This window comes from Streptomyces plumbidurans, assembly GCF_019857225.1.
In the GTDB taxonomy this organism is placed as follows: domain Bacteria; phylum Actinomycetota; class Actinomycetes; order Streptomycetales; family Streptomycetaceae; genus Streptomyces; species Streptomyces plumbidurans.
Genome location: NZ_JAFJSY010000105.1, coordinates 13,261 through 27,669, shown reverse-complemented (window position 1 = coordinate 27,669; position 14,409 = coordinate 13,261). Strand labels below are relative to the sequence as shown.

Genomic DNA, 14,409 nt, shown 5'->3' with positions numbered 1-14,409 from the left:
CGCGGCTCAAGGCACGCTGACGTCGCGGCTCAACGCACGCTGACGTCGCGGCTCAACGCACGCTGACGTCGCGGCTCAACGCACGCTGACGTCGCGGCTCAGCGAACGCTGACGTCGAGCGCCCCGAGCCCGGCGCGCCGTACGGCGACGGAGCCGTAGGGCGTACGCAGCCGCAGCCAGGCCCCGGACGAGAACAGGTCCACCGGCCCCTCCGCCCGCAGAAACCCCAGCGACTGCGCCGCGTGCGCGACCCGCACTGGAAGGCCCGTGTCCCCCACCGTCCGGGACCAGATCTCCCGCCCGATGCGGTCGAGTTCGGCGCGCGTACGCCCCTCGGGCGCCAACTCCTGCGTACGGGCCCGGAATTCGGCGACCGCCGCACTGATCAGCGCCCGCAGCGCATCCGGCGCCGGCAGACCCGGCTCGGGACGCCAGCCGCCCCGCGGCGGCAGCACCCCCGCCCACGGCGGCCCGGTCACCGCCTCCGGCACGGCCGCGGTGGCGGCCGACTCGTCGACGGACTCCAGGAGTTCACCGGCGGAGACGGTCACGTCCAGCGTGACCTCCAGGCCCTTCTCGTACGGCTTCGCCAGCCGCACCGCGCGGATCGCCAGCACCTCGAAGGACGGCGGCCGTCCGAAGACGGCGAGCGCGGTCCCGGCGGCCTGGAGCCGTACCGCGGCCGAACGGTCGTAGTGGATCAGCCGGGAGAGGAAGGCCGCGAGATCCGCCGCCTCCCCCTCGTCGGCGAGGTGGAGCACCGTCATGCGGCGACGGCCTCCTCCTTGTCGTCGTCGCGGTACTCCTCGAGGAAGTCCCGCTCCTCCGCGGTGATCCTGCGCGGGCGTTGGGCCTCGAAGTCGAACGGCACTATCACCGTCGACGCCCGGACGTAGACCTCGTCACCGTCCTTCACCTCGTAGGCGATGGTGAAGGACGCCGCCCTGATCTGGGTGACCCACAGCTCGACGTCCACCGGGTGGTGACGGTGGACGAGCTGGCGCTTGTAGTCGATCTCGTGGCGTGCCACCACCGACCCCTGCTGGAAGTCCTTGTCCGGGCGGAACAGGAAGTCGATACGGGCTTCCTCCAGGTAGCGGAGGAAGACCACGTTGTTGACGTGGCCGTACGCGTCCATGTCCGCCCAGCGCAGCGGGCAGCGGTAGATGTGCCGCAAGTTCGATCAGCCCCGGGTCAGCTTCTTGTAGGTGGCACGGTGCGGACGCGCCGCGTCCGGGCCGAGCCGCTCGATCTTGTTCTTCTCGTACGACTCGAAGTTGCCCTCGAACCAGAACCACTTGGAGTCACCCTCGTAGGCGAGGATGTGCGTGGCGACCCGGTCGAGGAACCAGCGGTCGTGGGAGACGACGACGGCGCAGCCGGGGAACTCCAGCAGCGCGTTCTCCAGGCTGCTGAGGGTCTCCACGTCCAGGTCGTTGGTCGGTTCGTCGAGGAGCAGCAGGTTGCCGCCCTGCTTGAGGGTGAGCGCGAGGTTGAGGCGGTTGCGCTCACCGCCCGACAGGACACCGGCCGGCTTCTGCTGGTCGGGGCCCTTGAAGCCGAAGGCGGACACGTACGCCCGGCTCGGCATCTCGACCTGGCCGACGTTGATGTAGTCGAGTTCGTCGGAGACCACGGCCCACAGCGTCTTCTTGGGGTCGATGTTCTCGCGGGACTGGTCGACGTAGGAGATCTTGACGGTGTCGCCGACCTTGATGCTGCCGGCGTCCGGCTCCTCCAGGCCCTGGATCATCTTGAACAGCGTGGTCTTGCCTGCGCCGTTGGGGCCGATGACGCCGACGATGCCGTTGCGCGGGAGCGTGAAGCTCAGGTCCTCGATGAGCACCTTGTCGCCGAAGGCCTTGTTGAGGTTGTTGACCTCGACGACGATGCTGCCGAGCCGCGGGCCCGGCGGGATCTGGATCTCCTCGAAGTCCAGCTTCCGCATCTTGTCGGCCTCGGCGGCCATCTCCTCGTAACGGGCCAGACGCGCCTTGGACTTGGCCTGCCGCCCCTTGGCGTTGGACCGCACCCACTCGAGCTCGTCCTTGAGCCGCTTCTGCCGCTTGGCGTCCTTCGCACCCTCGACCTTGAGGCGGGTGGCCTTGGTCTCCAGGTACTTGGAGTAGTTGCCCTCGTAGCCGTGCAGCCGGCCGCGGTCGACCTCGCAGATCCAGCCGGCGACGTTGTCCAGGAAGTACCGGTCGTGGGTCACGGCCACGACGGTGCCCTCGTACTTGGCGAGGTGCTGCTCCAGCCAGTTCACCGACTCGGCGTCGAGGTGGTTGGTGGGCTCGTCGAGCAGCAGCAGGTCGGGCGCCTCGAGCAGCAGCTTGCACAGCGCGACGCGGCGCCGCTCGCCACCGGAGAGGGTGGTGACGGGCCAGTCGCCGGGCGGGCAGCCCAGCGCGTCCATGGCCTGCTCCAGCTGAGCGTCCAGATCCCACGCGTTTGCGTGGTCGAGCTCTTCCTGAAGCTTGCCCATCTCCTCGAGCAGCGCGTCGCTGTAGTCGGTGGCCATCAGCTCGGCGATCTCGTTGAACCGGTCGAGCTTGCCCTTGACCTCGGCGACGCCCTCCTGGACGTTCTCGAGGACGTTCTTCTCCTCGTTGAGCGGGGGCTCCTGCAGGAGGATGCCGACGCTGTAGCCGGGCGAGAGGAAGGCGTCACCGTTGGAGGGCTGCTCCAGCCCCGCCATGATCTTCAGCACGGTCGACTTACCGGCACCGTTCGGACCGACGACGCCGATCTTCGCCCCCGGCAGGAAGCTCAGGGTGACGTCGTCGAGGATCACCTTGTCGCCGTGCGCTTTGCGCGCCTTGCGCATGGTGTAAATGAACTCAGCCAAGAGAAACCGTCCGGCAACTTGAAATCTGGCAGTGGGCAGATACACCCCATCTTGCCTGAGGTCCAGCCTTGGGTGGTAACCCATATGGCCGGGGGGCTGTGACCTGGGGTTTCGTGGCTGGCGGCTGCGGCTCAACTGTCACTGTCGGTCGTCGTCGAGTGGCCTTGGGGGGCGTCGGACGGCCCAGGGACGGCCCAGAGAACAGCCTCGCGTCCGCGCACGGGCAGGCAGCGACGGCGCTGCGATCACTCCAGAGGTACGGGAGCGACGGGGAGCTGTTCGCTGTGCGGCCACGTGAACGTGCGGTCGGGTTCGAGGTGGGCCTCTCCCCAGTGGATGACGTGGATACCGTCCTCTACGTCGGCCGTGAAGAACACGCACACGAGCTTCGTGGAAGCTCCGAGTTCCTCGAACGCCTCGTGCAGCTCGACGTACTCATCCGTCGTGAGGTCGTCGTCGAGCTCGAACAGTCTCTCTGGGGACTGCGGTCCGTGCGCCCGGAACAGTCGCCGCCGCGTAGGGGAAGCATTCGAGGGCAGCCGGGCACGATCGAGCGCCCTCGGCCGGTCTGCGTATCTATAGGGGAAGAGGGCGTGCTCGTTGATTACCGCGTACTCGTATCCGCGTACATCACGCACGGACTCACCGAGCTCCCGCGCCATGTCAGCCAGGTTCTCGCGCACGGCCTGCGCAAGCGTGAGGCCGTAGGGACTTCGCTTCTTCAGTCCGGCGGTGAGGTGCGTGGCGTGAGCCTTCGCGTGCGCCTTGGCCAGCTGCACCGGAAGGGCCCCAGCGAGTGGGCCGGCCTGCTGCCCGAACCGCTGGATCGCCCAACCTGACGGCGCGGATGGATTGCCACTCGACACGGACATGCAGCGTCCCCCTCCGCCGATCGCCCCGCCTCTGAACTGTGTGACACGTACACGAAGGGCACACAAGGGTGCGATCCGGCCACGCCATGTCTGAGCCGCCGCTTCTTCACTTCCACGGGATGCGCCCCGGAACCGTCCACGGCTACTGACGAGTCGACCACCCCGGGACTGCCGGGCATCCCCACGGGCTGAAATCCTTCGGTTGAACGTTCCAGACCGACCACATCGCCCGAACGTCACACTTGTGTACTGATTCCACACTTGCCGCACAGATGCCCTCTTCTACTGGTATACCCCTCAACGATGACCACGTGCCGACCGGGGAACAGGGGCAGCTATGGGCCTGAAGAGTGAAATTGACGATGCATTGACTGAGGTCGTGGGGCACACGTGGAAGCAACGCGACGGGCGAACGGTCCCAGAGACGAAAGACATTGTCTTGCGCGATGGGGCAGTAAATCTAGAAGCCGTTTATCTTTATTCGGACATGCGGGATTCCACCCGCCTTGCGAGGGAATTTCACCCGACCGTAGCTGCCAAGGTGGTTCGAGCCTTCCTTAATTGCGCTGTTCGCGTGATCAGGAACCATGATGGCCATATTCGTAGCTTCGACGGCGATCGAGTTATGGCTATTTATATCGGCGAGCGCGCGCGTACCCGTGCCGCCATTTCCGCCCTCAAGATTAAGTGGGCTGTAGACAACTGTGCGCGACCCGTACTCGAAAAAAGGTTCCCTCAACTCGCCGAAAATGATTTCGTCTTGAGCCATGGTACCGGCATCGCGTCAGGGAAGGCGTTTCTCGCACGCGCTGGCGTCCGAGACAACAACGACCTCATCTCCATTGGGCGTGCACCAAATGTCGCAGCAAAGCTGAGTGACGTTAAGCGTCCCCCTTATCGGACCTACGTGACCGAGGACGTTTACAAGAAGATGGCTAATGACGGGAAGACCAGCAGCAACGGAAAGGGCATGTGGAGTGAGGAGACGCGCGAAGTCGGCGGCGAGCAACTCAAGGTCTATCGTTCCTCCTGGGGCTGGGTCGTCGACTAACCCCGAAGACACGGCATGGAAAATCCATTCCACCCTTGTGGACTGGACTGGGAAAGTCGACACAAAGGCATCATTCGCTCTAACCGTAGAGTCCGCTATTCTCGTAGCTATCACTGCACTCTCAGGAAATGGGCGAAGACTCGGAAGAATCGATGGATGCGCATTGTGGGTCTTCTACCTTGGGGTGACAGCGCTAACCATTAGCGCCCTGTTCGCCATTTCCGTCGTTTCCCCTAACTTGCGCAAGGGGAAGGCCTCTTCGGAGAGTCACGACAACTTCATTTTCTTCGGGCACCTTCGCCATTGGAATCCTGCCGACTTGGAGATGGCACTGCGCGAGCGGGACCCTCTCCCTGTGCTGGCCAGGCAACTGGTAGTGATGAGCGACATCGCTTGGAATAAGCACGAGAGAGTGAAGAAGTCCTTCGCGTTTGCCGTTTTTGGTGCCCTTTTGGTCGCACTGGCCGGAATCTTCGGCGTATGACGAGAAGTAGGCGGCCAGTGGGGGTGAGACTGTCGTGGTCGAAACCTTGACCCACCCCAGCTAGCGCCAGATTTGGTGGTACGTGCCAAGAAGAGGAGGCCAGAGAATTGATCCACAACCATCTAGCGGCTGCAGCGCAGGGGAAGAGTGCTGACTGGCGAATTTCGCTAGCAGTCGCAGCTATTCCGGCATTGGCGGCCATCATAGCTGCCGTTATTGCCGCCCGCTCAGCGAAGAGCGCAAAGAAGTCGGATATAGACGCTCAACATCTTAGAGATCTTGAGGCTAGGATCTCAGAAAAAAAGTACGAAGTATACAAACCTATGATCAACCTCCTCAAGGATATTCTGGATCAGCGCCCAATGGCGGAGGATGAGTTCAAGAGTCGAATTTCGGAATTCTCGGCATGGGTTACCATCTTCGGCTCAGATGAAGCAGTTAAGGCGTTCCATCATTTCATGCAGACGACTTATGCGGATAACACGCCTCCTATCGTTTTGATGAAACTCTATGCTGAATTTGTACTATCTGCGCGCCGAGATATGGGGTATCCGGATACCGCTATCAACGCCAAGCACTTCCTGGGTATGCGTATCAGTGATCTATACACTGACGATTTGTTCTCCAAGGTCGACACGCCGCTAGCCGATCTTTGCCGCGAGGTTGGTTGGACACCCCCCTGGGAGCAGATCCCAACTCCATGATCTCGACATCCACGGCTCCATTACACCAGGCTAGGGAATTCTGTAACATTCTCGAACCTTGTAAAGGATGACGAGAAGGCGACCCTATAGGTCGGCGTAGCGACTTTGGCCGGGAGCTGCTTTGGCGCGAGTGATCATGGCCCCGTAAGCTTCCGGCGCGTCGGGCAGTCTGTGGACCTGCCCGTTAAAGCACGACGTTGGGGCCATGATCTTCGAGGCTCGCGCCAAAGTGGCTGGCTAAAGTCGCGGAGCCGACCGCCCCAGCCACAGAGGGTGTCTCCCACTTCATGCCCGCAGCTCGCCAGCGCGCCGCCTTGGCGCGGCCAGCCGGGGCGAAGACAGAGGCAGGCCGCGCCGTCGAGGCGGCGCGCGCCCGCGCCGTGCGCGGGCCTTGATGAAGTAGGGAAAGTCTTATCCCGCTGGGATGAGGTGCTTGCCGTCGTGGCTCCGTACGTGCGGGCCATTGCCGTCCAAGGCGTCCAAGAGCCTGATCGCGAAGACCTCGGCCATGCGCTCCGCGACCTCGTCGGGCGTGAACCATGCGACGGCCGTCGACTCGCTCGATGTCCGCTCGATGCCACCGGAGGGCTTGCAGCGGAAGACCAGCGCCACGATGCCTCGGGTCGTGTTCTTGTAGACGCCTGTGAGCTCGTCCACCTCGACCTGGATGCCGGTCTCCTCCAGGACCTCGCGGGCGACACCCGCTTCAGGGGTCTCGTCGAGTTCGAGTATGCCGCCGGGGAGTTCCCAAGTGCCGTTGTCGGCACGGCGGATCGCCAGGAGGCGGCCGTCATCGCGTACCACCACTCCGGCCACAGATACGGAGTGCAGCGGCATCGACGACCTTGCTTCCCGTGATGTACTCATGTACAGGAGCATAGGAGGCAGAGAAGGACTATGGGAACCGCAGTAGGAGGAGAGCGGTCCGTACCTCGGTACGTACAGATCGCCGAGGAGATCGTCCAGCAGATCCGGGCGGGCATCATCAAGCCTGGTGACATGGTGCCGAGCGAGTCGGAACTCGTCGAGCGCTACAACGTCTCCGGCGGCACGATCCGCAAGGCCATGGTCGAGGTGCGCGCGAGCGGACTCGTCGAGACCAGGCATGGCAAGGGCTCAATCGTGAAGGATCGGCCACCGGTACGGCACCGCTCCTCCGATCGCTTCCGACGCTCGCTTCGCCAAGGCGGCAAGGCCGCGTACCTCGCCGAGTCCGCGCAGTCGGGCGCGACTGCCAAGGTGAGCGTCCTCTACATCGGGCCGATGGAGGCCCCGGAGGATGCCGCCCAGCGATTGGGCGTCCCCGCCGGCACCCAGGTGCTCGCCCGGCGGCGGCTCTACTTCCGCAACGGCACACCCGTCGAGACCGCGACGTCGTACCTCCCGTGGGACGTCGTCAAGGAGATCCCGGAGCTGTTCGCCGAGAACCCCGGCGGTGGTGGCATCTACGCCCGACTCGAGGACCACGGACACGAGTTCGCGGAGTTCGTCGAGACGCTGCAGGCGCGTCCGGCCTCCAAGGCGGAGGCATCCGAGCTGGCGCTCAGCCCCGGTGCGCCGGTGGTTCACCTGATCCGTGAGGCCCGTACGACCGAGGGTCTCGTGGTCGAGGTCTGCGACACGCTCATGGCTGCTGACCAGTTCGTTTTCGAGTACCGGATCCCCGCCGCCGACTGACGCGCGCTCAACTCTCCGCAGCCCGTCGCGAGTTCTTCTTCGCGGCGGGTTGACTCATGTATAGGAGTCAGGCACTCTTCTTCATGTCACTCATATACATGAGTGATGGAGTCCAGCATCTCTACAGGAGTGATCTGCTGTGCGTCAGATTCCCGTCGACACCTCCGCCGCGACCGTGATGGTCGCCAAGACCCCGCAGCCCAAGGTCAAGGACCGCCGTACCGGCGAGATCGCCACCGACGCCGAGACCGGCGCGAAGATGATGACCGTGGACGTGATGTTCGCGGCCAACGACGAGGTCGAGATTCTGTCCATCACCGTCCCGGAGCCGGGCATCTCCGGTGAGCTGGGCATGGGTACGCCGGTCGCCCTGACCGGCTTGATCGCCCGGCCGTGGGAGAACGAGTTCAACGGCCAGAAGCGGCACGGCATCGCCTTCCGCGCGGTCGCCGTGACCTCGCTCGCCGCTGCTGCATCGAAGCCCAAGGCGGCCTGACCATGACCTGGTTCATGGTCGCGCTGGTGCTGGTCGTCGCCGCTGCGGGTCTCCTGCGGTGGCGGCGCCCCGCCTGGTACTGGCTGACCTTCGGGGTCACCCTCGCCATGGCACGCGTCCTGGTCCGGTACGGCTCGGTCATGGACGCATGCGGGCTGACCGTCCCGCCCTCGCGCTGGCGTCTCACTCTCGCTCGGGTCACCAACCGGCCCGTGCCGGAGTCCCGCCCGCCGCGCATCCTGCGGCTGCGGCCCACCCGCACCGGCCTCGTTCTGCGGCTCAAGCTCCGGCCCGGACAGGACGCCTTCGACATCGCCGCCGCCTCCGACCGACTGCGCCACTCCTTCACGATGTACGGCGTCACCTCACGTGAACTCCGCTCCGGTGTAGTCGAGTTGAGGATGACCGGCTACGACGTGCTCAAGCGGGTGCAGATGCCCGCCAAGACCGACACGGCGCCGATGCGGGTCCCTGTCGCCCTGCGGGAGGACGGCGCAGTCCACTACCGCGACTACCGGGCGATACCCCACGCCCTCACCCTCGGGGCCACCGAGTCCGGCAAGTCCGTCTATCAGCGCAACCTGGTCGCCGGGCTGGCTCCGATGGACGTCGCCCTCGTCGGCATCGACTGCAAGCAGGGCGTCGAACTCTTCCCGCTGGCCCGCCGGTTCTCCGCGCTCGCCGACAACCCCGACACCGCTGCCGAGCTGCTCGACGCGCTCGTGACCCATATGGAGAGCGTCTACCAGCTCATCCGCGCCGAACAGCGCATCACGGCCGACGTCCCGGACGCGGACATCGCCGCCGACATCTGGGACCTGCCCGCCGACCTGCGACCGACCCCGATCGTGGTCCTCGTCGACGAGGTCGCCGAACTCGCCCTGTTCGCCAACAAGGAGGAGGAGAAGCGCCGGGACCGGATCATCACCGCGCTCGCCCGCCTCGCCCAGCTCGGCCGTGCCTCCGGGATCTACCTGGAGATCTGCGGGCAACGCTTCGGCTCCGAACTCGGCAAGGGCATCACCATGCTCCGTGCCCAGCTCACCGGTCGCACCGCGCACCGCGTCAACGACGAGTCCAGCGCCAACATGGCCTTCGGCGACATCTCTCCGGACGCCGTCCTCGCCGCCATCCAGATCCCCGCCGACATGCGAGGCGTCGCCATCGCGGGCGACTCGACGGGCGGCTGGCACCGCATCCGTGCTCCGCACACCTCGCTGCGGCAGGCCGTCAACACCTGCAACCGGCACGCCGACCGCACCCCCGACCTGCCCGCCCTGGCCCCCTTCCGGCCCGCGCTCCGCAGCCTCAAGCCTGTGGATGCCCCGGCGGTCGAGTCCATCCCGGCCTCTGCCTGATCTCTCCCGTTCCACGGTCGGCGCGACCGTCTCGCGCCAGGTCCCTACCCGAGCCATGCCCGAAGAAGGAGATCACCCGCCATGTGCCCCCACTGCGAGGACTTCGCCCGCACCGTGGTGATGCTCGGCCAACTTGCTCTCTACGCCGACAGCTTCGGCGCCGACCTCGACTTCGTCGACACCGTGGGCCCGAGCCTGGCCGCGTCGCTGCCGGAACCGCCGCCCGGCCTGTTCCCGCCCGGCTACGACCCCAACGAGGGCCCGGAGTACCCCGGCGAGGGGTGGTGACCGTGTCCCGCTCGATCCGCCCGGACGCCGTCCTCGTACAGGCCGTGATCGCCGGAGCGCTGTCCTTCGCCCACCTGCACGACCTCGCCGCAGCGGCCGGACAGTCCGGCTGGAAGGCCTGGGCCTACCCGATCTCGGTCGACCTGCTCCTGGTCGCCGCCTGGCGACGGCTTCGCTCCGACGAGCCATCCCGGCTGGCCTGGTGCTGGTTCCTCGTGGCCCTGGTCGCCTCGCTGGGAGCCAACGTCGCCACGGCCGGATTCTTCGACCTGGACCAGCCGCCCGCCCTGCTCCGCCTCGGCGTCGCTGGATGGCCCGCCCTCGCCTTCCTCGGCGGCACGCTCCTCGCCCACTCGCCGACTCCGGCCGGGGACCGGGTGCCGGTTCCGCCGGCGCCCGCAGCCCCGGCCCCCGCACCCAACATCGAACCCGAACCGATCCCGGATCCGGAGCCGGTCCCGGCCGCCGACGAGGCCCCGGCCCTTCCGGCCGCCGACCCTGCCCCGGCGGTCCCGGCCGCGCTAGTCGACCACGCCCGCAAAGTCGCCGACGACCACCAGACCCGTACCGGCTCCCCGATCGACACCGACACCTTGCGCACTCGCCTTGGCGTCCCGCCTCACCTCGCCGACGCAATCGCCGCCCAACTCGCCTGACCAGAAGGGAGAACCACCCGCCATGCCCGCTCGCGACCACTTCCATTCGCTGATGCAGATCGGCCCCGTGCAGATCGGCACCCACCGCGACCGCAATGGCCAGACCAAGCACGCCGCCGTGTGCACCGCCGACCGCTGCGGCTGGTCCGCCGATTACACCAGCCAGTCCGCCGCCCAGCTCGCCGCCCGCACTCACCGCTGCCGCGTCCGCTAGGAGACCGCCATGGATGTCCCGCTCTGGTTCGCCCTCCTCGTCGTCGGCTACCTCGGCGTCAAGCTCATCCGCCCGCCCGCCTGGCTCATCGCCGTGCTTCTCCTCGGCGGCTTCCTCCTCGCCGACAGCGTCCTCGCCCCCGCCATCAACGCTCTCGTCAAGTAGCCCACTCAAGAAGGGAGTTAGCCCATGCTCCGCCCGAAGATCCCGACCATGCCGACGCCGACCGGCTGCGTGAGCCCGCCCGCCGTCGTCGAGCCGACCGCCGTCGTCCCGGCCGCCCAGACTCCGCCGTCCACCCCGGCGGCTCCGGCGCCAACCCGACCAGTGGTTCAGCTCACGCCCGGCACCGTGGTCGCCCTCGTCGGCGGCGGCACCGCCGTCGTCCTGGTCGTCGGTGCCGTCCTGGTCTCGCTACTGCTGGCCGTCGCCATCACCGGTGTCTCGGTCGCCGTCGTCGCCGTCGTCCTGCGCTCCCTGCTGGCCTCCGAGGCCAAGCACCGATGACCGGCCCCCGGGCGGCCTGACACCGCCAAGCATCCGCCGCCCGGGCGCCGTCCCTACCCGATCCACTGAACCGGAAGGAACCTCCATCATGACCGGCCCCACCCCGGCCACGAGTACGACCACCCGGATCTGCCCGAACTGCGACGGCTTCGCCTCCGCCGCCATCACTCTCGGCGGCCGTGACCGGCACGGCCACCTGCGCACCATCACCGCGCACTGCCCTGCCTGTAACGGCCTCGGCGTCAGCCGCACCCGCCGCGCCCGGGAGGGCGCCCGTGTCTGACGAGCTACTCGACCCGACCACCCTCGGCGACCTGCTGAGGGTGGCTTCGGCCTCCGACTTCGACCGCTGGCAGGACCAGATCCGCCGTACCGGCGGCTGCGCCGACCCGATCCACCTGCGCGGCTGGGTCCTGCACAAGGACAAGACGACCGGCGAGACCCTGCACCACTACTCCACCGAGAACGAGCCCGGCGGGCGCCTCCGCGTGGCCTGCGGCAACCGCCGCGCCTCCCGCTGCCCGGCCTGCGCCTGGACGTACGCGGGCGACACCTACCACCTCATCCGCGCTGGACTCGCCGGAGACGACAGCCGCGACATCCCCGCCACCGTCCGCGACCACCCCCGCGTCTTCGCCACCCTCACCGCCCCGTCCTTCGGCCCGGTCCACAACCGCCCCGACCGAGGCGTCTGCCGCTGCGGAACTCGCCACCCAGCCGACGCTCCCGACCTCGGCACGGCCCTCGACCCGACGACGTACGACTACGCGGGCGCCGTCCTCTTCAACAATCACGCAGGCGACCTCTGGCAGCGCTTCACCACCCGCCTGCGCCGCGAGATAGCCGTCCGCGCCGGACTCACCCGCAGCGAACTCCCCGACCACGCCCGCGTCTCCTACGGCAAGGTTGCCGAGTTCCAGAAACGTGGCGCCCTGCACTTCCATGCCGTGATCCGCCTCGACGGCCCGGACGGCCCCGACACTCCCCCACCCGCTTGGGCCACGACCGACCTCCTCAACGACGCCATCCGCGCCGCCGCCGCGCACTCCTACACCTCCGTCTCGGTCCCGGCCGCCGACGACCAACCCGCCCGCACCTTCCGCTGGGGCACACAGCTCGACGTACGCCCCGTGAAGGCCTTCGGTGACGGCTCCGACATCACCGAACAGGCCGTCGCCTCCTACGTCGCCAAGTACGCCACCAAGGCCGCCGAGAACACCGGCACACTCGACCGCCGCATCGGCGAACTCTCCGAACTCGATCGCCACCAGGTCCCCGACCACACCCGCCGCCTGATCGAAGCCTGCAAGACCCTCGATCCGCTCTACCCGGACCGCCGCCTCTGGGCCTGGGCTCACATGCTCGGCTTCCGGGGCCACTTCAGCTCCAAGTCCCGCCGCTACTCGACCACCCTCGGCGCCCTCCGCCAGGCCCGCGCCGACTACCGCGCTGCCCAGGAGCGCGCCGCCCTCGGCCTGGACGACGTCGAGCCGGACACCGTCCTCGTCCTCACCGACTGGCAATACGCCGGACACGGCCACACCCCCGGCGAATCCGCCCTCGCCGCGTCCATCGCCCGCGACCTGCAACTCAACCGCGAAACCGCCCGCGAAGCCCTGCGCACGTTCGTCGACGAGAGGGAGGGGTGACCATGGCATCGGAGCTGCCGAACGGCTTCCTGACCCCTGACGACCTGGTCGCGATGTTCAAGCTCCCCAGCGTCGAGACGGTCTACCAATGGCGTCGCAAGCGCACCGGTCCCCGCGGCTTCCGCGTCGGCCGGCACCTCCGCTTCGACCCGGAGGACGTACGAGCCTGGGTGGACTCCCAGCGTGAGGGGGTCGCTGCCTGATGGCCGGACACGTCCAAGACCGCTGGTACAAGACCGAGGTTGGCCCGGACGGCAAGACCCGCAAGGTCAAGACCGAGCGCCATGGCACGGGCCTGCGCTACCGCGCCCGCTACGTCGCCCCGGACGGGACGGAGAAGTCGAAGGGCTTCCCCGACAAGCAAAAGCGGCTGGCCGACACCTGGTTGACCAACATCGAAGCGGACATGGCGCGCGGGCAGTACATCGACCCACGGGCCACCCGGATCACCTTCCGGGAGTACGCGGAAAAGTGGCTCGCCGCACTCACCATCGACCTCACGAGCCGGGCCGCCGTGGAAGGCCGGTTGAGACTTCACGCGCTGCCCTACCTCGGTACGCGCCCCGTGGGCTCCTTCCAGCCGGAGCACATCCGTGAGTGGAACCGCCAGCTCGAAGGGGTCGTGTCGTCAGCCCAGTACCGACGCCTGATCTTCGACGCGGTCTCCTCGGTGCTCAACGCGGCCGTAGATGACCGTCTGCTGGCCTCGAACCCCTGCCGGGCTCGATCGGTCAAGGCACCCCGTCCCCTGCCGACACGCGTCCATCCGTGGTCCGCTGAGCAGGTGTTCGACGTACGGGCCGGACTGCCCGACCGCTACCAGGCCACGGTCGACGTCGGCGCCGGGTGCGGTCTGCGACAGGGCGAGATCTTCGGGCTCGCCGTCGACAACATCGGTGACCTCGGCTGGCTCTACGTCCGCCAGCAGGTCAAGAAGGTTCGCGGGACCCTCGTCTTCGCCCCGCCCAAGCGCGGCAAGCTCCGTGATGTCCCCCTGGACCTCGAGGTGTCGGCCGCGCTGGACGCGCACATGAAGCGGTTCCCGCCCGTCGAGGTGACCTTGCCGTGGCTCAGGCCGGACGGCCCCAAGGTGACGCACCGCCTCGTCTTCACGAGCAGCATCGGCGCCGCCATCTGGAGCCAGGGATTCAATGACCAGGCCTGGAAGCCTGCATTGGCGTCCGCCGGGATCATCCCCGTCCCCGAGAAGGGCCAGCGTTACGCACGGGCCCGCGAACACGGCATGCACGCCCTCCGCCACTTCTACGCCTCGGTCCTCCTGGACGCCGGGGAGAGCATCAAGGCCCTGAGCCTCTACCTCGGCCACAGCGACCCAGGGTTCACGCTCCGCGTCTACACGCACCTGATGCCGTCCAGCGAGACCCGGACTCGGAAAGCCATCTCCGCGATGTACCGGGCCGCCGGTCACGCTCACGACGGCCCAGGGACGGCCCAAGCCGCCTGACACGGCCCCTCATCGGCAGCAAAACCGCTGGTGAGGGGCTGTTTTATGCCCTGCGGCGGCAAGTAACACCCCATCTTGCCTGACGGCCACCCTGCGATGGAAACCCGTATCGGGGCAGGGCGCTGAGCTGGGGCTTTCGC

At 67.1% G+C, this 14,409-nt stretch carries 20 protein-coding genes; 15 read left to right on the top strand and 5 right to left on the bottom strand.

Annotated features, from left to right (window positions below):
* Positions 1-98: 98 nt before the first annotated feature.
* The 4 genes from JYK17_RS37160 to JYK17_RS37145 all read right to left on the bottom strand — a co-directional run bounded on the left by JYK17_RS37160 (position 99) and on the right by JYK17_RS37145 (position 3,627).
* Positions 99-767 carry a DUF8185 domain-containing protein gene (locus JYK17_RS37160; protein WP_108014745.1) on the bottom strand — a complete coding sequence of 223 codons (669 nt, stop codon included), beginning with the start codon at positions 765-767 and terminating at the stop codon, positions 99-101.
* On the bottom strand, positions 764-1,177 hold the full coding sequence (locus JYK17_RS37155; protein WP_108014746.1) for an acyl-CoA thioesterase: 414 nt from the start codon (positions 1,175-1,177) through the stop codon (positions 764-766). Before JYK17_RS37155 ends, JYK17_RS37160 begins: the two co-directional genes overlap by 4 nt.
* Before the next feature lie 6 nt (positions 1,178-1,183).
* Positions 1,184-2,848 (bottom strand): energy-dependent translational throttle protein EttA, encoded by a 1,665-nt coding sequence (gene ettA, locus JYK17_RS37150; RefSeq protein ID WP_108014747.1) that lies wholly within the window; start codon positions 2,846-2,848, stop codon positions 1,184-1,186.
* 245 nt (positions 2,849-3,093) lie between these two features.
* Positions 3,094-3,627 carry a hypothetical protein gene (locus JYK17_RS37145; RefSeq protein WP_234547832.1) on the bottom strand — a complete coding sequence of 178 codons (534 nt, stop codon included), beginning with the start codon at positions 3,625-3,627 and terminating at the stop codon, positions 3,094-3,096.
* A 430-nt stretch (positions 3,628-4,057) separates the two neighbouring features.
* On the opposite strand from JYK17_RS37145, the gene JYK17_RS37140 reads away from it, so the two are divergent.
* From JYK17_RS37140 to JYK17_RS37130, 3 genes are all read left to right on the top strand, one after another.
* On the top strand, positions 4,058-4,771 hold the full coding sequence (locus tag JYK17_RS37140) for an adenylate/guanylate cyclase domain-containing protein (RefSeq protein ID WP_222812118.1): 714 nt from the start codon (positions 4,058-4,060) through the stop codon (positions 4,769-4,771).
* Entirely contained in the window at positions 4,659-5,255 is a 597-nt protein-coding gene (locus JYK17_RS41430) for a Pycsar system effector family protein (protein WP_479725629.1), read from the top strand. The genes JYK17_RS37140 and JYK17_RS41430 overlap by 113 nt, the downstream gene beginning before the upstream one ends.
* Positions 5,256-5,362: 107 nt before the next feature.
* Entirely contained in the window at positions 5,363-5,959 is a 597-nt protein-coding gene (locus JYK17_RS37130; RefSeq protein ID WP_222812116.1) for a hypothetical protein, read from the top strand.
* Between the two features lie 411 nt (positions 5,960-6,370).
* Here JYK17_RS37130 and JYK17_RS37125 read toward each other — a convergent pair whose 3' ends face one another.
* Complete coding sequence (locus JYK17_RS37125) at positions 6,371-6,838, bottom strand: NUDIX hydrolase (protein WP_222812115.1); 468 nt, start codon at positions 6,836-6,838, stop codon at positions 6,371-6,373.
* Between the two features lie 18 nt (positions 6,839-6,856).
* Between JYK17_RS37125 and JYK17_RS37120 the strand changes: the two genes are divergently transcribed.
* The 12 genes from JYK17_RS37120 to JYK17_RS37065 all read left to right on the top strand — a co-directional run bounded on the left by JYK17_RS37120 (position 6,857) and on the right by JYK17_RS37065 (position 14,269).
* Complete coding sequence (locus JYK17_RS37120; RefSeq protein WP_208778080.1) at positions 6,857-7,636, top strand: GntR family transcriptional regulator; 780 nt, start codon at positions 6,857-6,859, stop codon at positions 7,634-7,636.
* 139 nt (positions 7,637-7,775) lie between these two features.
* Complete coding sequence (locus tag JYK17_RS37115) at positions 7,776-8,132, top strand: SCO3933 family regulatory protein (RefSeq protein WP_208778081.1); 357 nt, start codon at positions 7,776-7,778, stop codon at positions 8,130-8,132.
* A gap of 2 nt (positions 8,133-8,134) precedes the next feature.
* Positions 8,135-9,490: an FtsK/SpoIIIE domain-containing protein gene (locus JYK17_RS37110; protein WP_222812114.1), complete on the top strand. Its 1,356-nt coding sequence runs from the start codon at positions 8,135-8,137 to the stop codon at positions 9,488-9,490.
* 81 nt (positions 9,491-9,571) lie between these two features.
* Positions 9,572-9,778, top strand: coding sequence for a hypothetical protein (locus tag JYK17_RS37105; protein WP_222812113.1), 207 nt, complete (start codon positions 9,572-9,574; stop codon positions 9,776-9,778).
* Positions 9,779-9,780: 2 nt separating this feature from the next.
* On the top strand, positions 9,781-10,434 hold the full coding sequence (locus JYK17_RS37100; RefSeq protein ID WP_222812112.1) for a DUF2637 domain-containing protein: 654 nt from the start codon (positions 9,781-9,783) through the stop codon (positions 10,432-10,434).
* Between the two features lie 22 nt (positions 10,435-10,456).
* Positions 10,457-10,648 carry a mobile element transfer protein gene (locus JYK17_RS37095; RefSeq protein WP_222812111.1) on the top strand — a complete coding sequence of 64 codons (192 nt, stop codon included), beginning with the start codon at positions 10,457-10,459 and terminating at the stop codon, positions 10,646-10,648.
* Between the two features lie 9 nt (positions 10,649-10,657).
* The gene (locus JYK17_RS37090; protein WP_208778086.1) at positions 10,658-10,813 is read left to right on the top strand and encodes a hypothetical protein; all 156 of its coding nucleotides are present in this window, start codon (positions 10,658-10,660) and stop codon (positions 10,811-10,813) included.
* Positions 10,814-10,837: 24 nt separating this feature from the next.
* Positions 10,838-11,155, top strand: a complete 318-nt coding sequence (locus tag JYK17_RS37085) for a SpdD-like protein (RefSeq protein ID WP_222812110.1) — start codon at positions 10,838-10,840, stop codon at positions 11,153-11,155.
* An 88-nt stretch (positions 11,156-11,243) separates the two neighbouring features.
* The gene (locus JYK17_RS37080; RefSeq protein ID WP_222812109.1) at positions 11,244-11,438 is read left to right on the top strand and encodes a hypothetical protein; all 195 of its coding nucleotides are present in this window, start codon (positions 11,244-11,246) and stop codon (positions 11,436-11,438) included.
* Positions 11,431-12,804, top strand: a complete 1,374-nt coding sequence (repSA, locus tag JYK17_RS37075) for a replication initiator protein RepSA (protein ID WP_222812108.1) — start codon at positions 11,431-11,433, stop codon at positions 12,802-12,804. The genes JYK17_RS37080 and repSA overlap by 8 nt, the downstream gene beginning before the upstream one ends.
* A gap of 2 nt (positions 12,805-12,806) precedes the next feature.
* On the top strand, positions 12,807-13,007 hold the full coding sequence (locus JYK17_RS37070) for a helix-turn-helix domain-containing protein (protein WP_222812107.1): 201 nt from the start codon (positions 12,807-12,809) through the stop codon (positions 13,005-13,007).
* On the top strand, positions 13,007-14,269 hold the full coding sequence (locus JYK17_RS37065; RefSeq protein WP_222812106.1) for a tyrosine-type recombinase/integrase: 1,263 nt from the start codon (positions 13,007-13,009) through the stop codon (positions 14,267-14,269). The genes JYK17_RS37070 and JYK17_RS37065 overlap by 1 nt, the downstream gene beginning before the upstream one ends.
* The last annotated feature ends 140 nt before the right edge of the window (positions 14,270-14,409 follow it).

What these genes read in the sequence shown, in the direction of transcription:
- JYK17_RS37110 (WP_222812114.1), top strand. Translation starts at nt 8,135, where the DNA reads ATGACCTGGTTCATGGTCGCGCTGGTGCTGGTCGTCGCCGCTGCGGGT.
- JYK17_RS37140 (WP_222812118.1), top strand. Translation starts at nt 4,058, where the DNA reads ATGGGCCTGAAGAGTGAAATTGACGATGCATTGACTGAGGTCGTGGGG.
- JYK17_RS37070 (WP_222812107.1), top strand. Translation starts at nt 12,807, where the DNA reads ATGGCATCGGAGCTGCCGAACGGCTTCCTGACCCCTGACGACCTGGTC.
- JYK17_RS37120 (WP_208778080.1), top strand. Translation starts at nt 6,857, where the DNA reads ATGGGAACCGCAGTAGGAGGAGAGCGGTCCGTACCTCGGTACGTACAG.
- JYK17_RS37105 (WP_222812113.1), top strand. Translation starts at nt 9,572, where the DNA reads ATGTGCCCCCACTGCGAGGACTTCGCCCGCACCGTGGTGATGCTCGGC.
- JYK17_RS37125 (WP_222812115.1), bottom strand. Translation starts at nt 6,838, where the DNA reads ATGCTCCTGTACATGAGTACATCACGGGAAGCAAGGTCGTCGATGCCG.
- JYK17_RS41430 (WP_479725629.1), top strand. Translation starts at nt 4,659, where the DNA reads ATGACGGGAAGACCAGCAGCAACGGAAAGGGCATGTGGAGTGAGGAGA.
- JYK17_RS37160 (WP_108014745.1), bottom strand. Translation starts at nt 767, where the DNA reads ATGACGGTGCTCCACCTCGCCGACGAGGGGGAGGCGGCGGATCTCGCG.
- JYK17_RS37065 (WP_222812106.1), top strand. Translation starts at nt 13,007, where the DNA reads ATGGCCGGACACGTCCAAGACCGCTGGTACAAGACCGAGGTTGGCCCG.
- JYK17_RS37080 (WP_222812109.1), top strand. Translation starts at nt 11,244, where the DNA reads ATGACCGGCCCCACCCCGGCCACGAGTACGACCACCCGGATCTGCCCG.
- JYK17_RS37090 (WP_208778086.1), top strand. Translation starts at nt 10,658, where the DNA reads ATGGATGTCCCGCTCTGGTTCGCCCTCCTCGTCGTCGGCTACCTCGGC.
- JYK17_RS37085 (WP_222812110.1), top strand. Translation starts at nt 10,838, where the DNA reads ATGCTCCGCCCGAAGATCCCGACCATGCCGACGCCGACCGGCTGCGTG.
- JYK17_RS37095 (WP_222812111.1), top strand. Translation starts at nt 10,457, where the DNA reads ATGCCCGCTCGCGACCACTTCCATTCGCTGATGCAGATCGGCCCCGTG.